Source organism: Rhizobium ruizarguesonis (assembly GCF_012349115.1).
GTDB classification, from domain to species: Bacteria; Pseudomonadota; Alphaproteobacteria; order Rhizobiales; family Rhizobiaceae; genus Rhizobium; species Rhizobium ruizarguesonis.
This window is the reverse complement of record NZ_PQIG01000021.1, coordinates 1-751: the sequence shown is the minus strand read 5'-3', so window position 1 is coordinate 751 and position 751 is coordinate 1. Positions and strand designations below refer to the sequence as shown.

The following is a 751-nucleotide window of genomic DNA, read 5'->3' as shown; positions in this document are numbered from 1 at the left end:
GAGCGGCTGCCGCTGCTCCCTTCGCCGGCCGATCATCACGCTTTGATCAGCAACGTCGCTCCGGCCGAGCCGCACGAGTTCGACGCGGTGCTGAAGCTGATGGCAGGCGTCGAAGTCGACGACCTTCCGTTTCGAATGGAAGAGCCGGAAGGCCATCATCACTGACTTGTCCCGGAGGCGGTCCCCGGCGTAAGGTCGAGCGCCCTTCTCCTCGGAAGGATCGAGAACATGGACACGATGACCGAACCACACACCCACGCCACCCATCCGGAGATCGTCAAGCGCCTGAAGCGGGCCGAGGGTCATCTGAAGAGCGTCATCACGATGATCGAGGCAGGCAAGCCGTGTCTCGATATCGCCCAGCAGCTCTCCGCGGTGGAGAAGGCGATCATCAACGCCAAGCGGACGCTGATCCAGGATCATCTCGATCACTGCCTCGAAGAGACGGTCGGCGCCCTGCCGCGCGACAAGCGGCAGTCCATCGACGAGTTCAAGACGATCACCAAGTACCTTTGACGGCATGGCCGACCTGCTGGCCTATCTCGGACTGTTCGCCGCAGCGCTCGGGGCGGCGACCATCGTGCCGATGCAGTCTGAAGCCGTTCTAGTCGGCCTTCTCCTCTCCGGGAAGTTTTCCACCTTCTGGCTCCTCGCCGTCGCGAGCCTGGGCAATGTGTTCGGCGCGCTGGCGAACTGGCTGCTCGGCCGCGGCATCGAACGCTTCAGGGAAAAGCGATGGTTTCCGATCGGC

General features: G+C 63.1%; 1 protein-coding gene and 2 pseudogenes. All 3 read left to right on the top strand.

The window, feature by feature from the left end:
- Positions 1 to 165, top strand: a pseudogene (locus C3Y91_RS38510) (cation diffusion facilitator family transporter); the annotation flags it as partial.
- Between the two features lie 72 nt (positions 166 to 237).
- Complete coding sequence (locus C3Y91_RS03450; protein WP_024323399.1) at positions 238 to 516, top strand: metal-sensing transcriptional repressor; 279 nt, start codon at positions 238 to 240, stop codon at positions 514 to 516.
- 4 nt (positions 517 to 520) lie between these two features.
- Positions 521 to 751, top strand: a pseudogene (locus C3Y91_RS03445) (YqaA family protein); the annotation flags it as partial.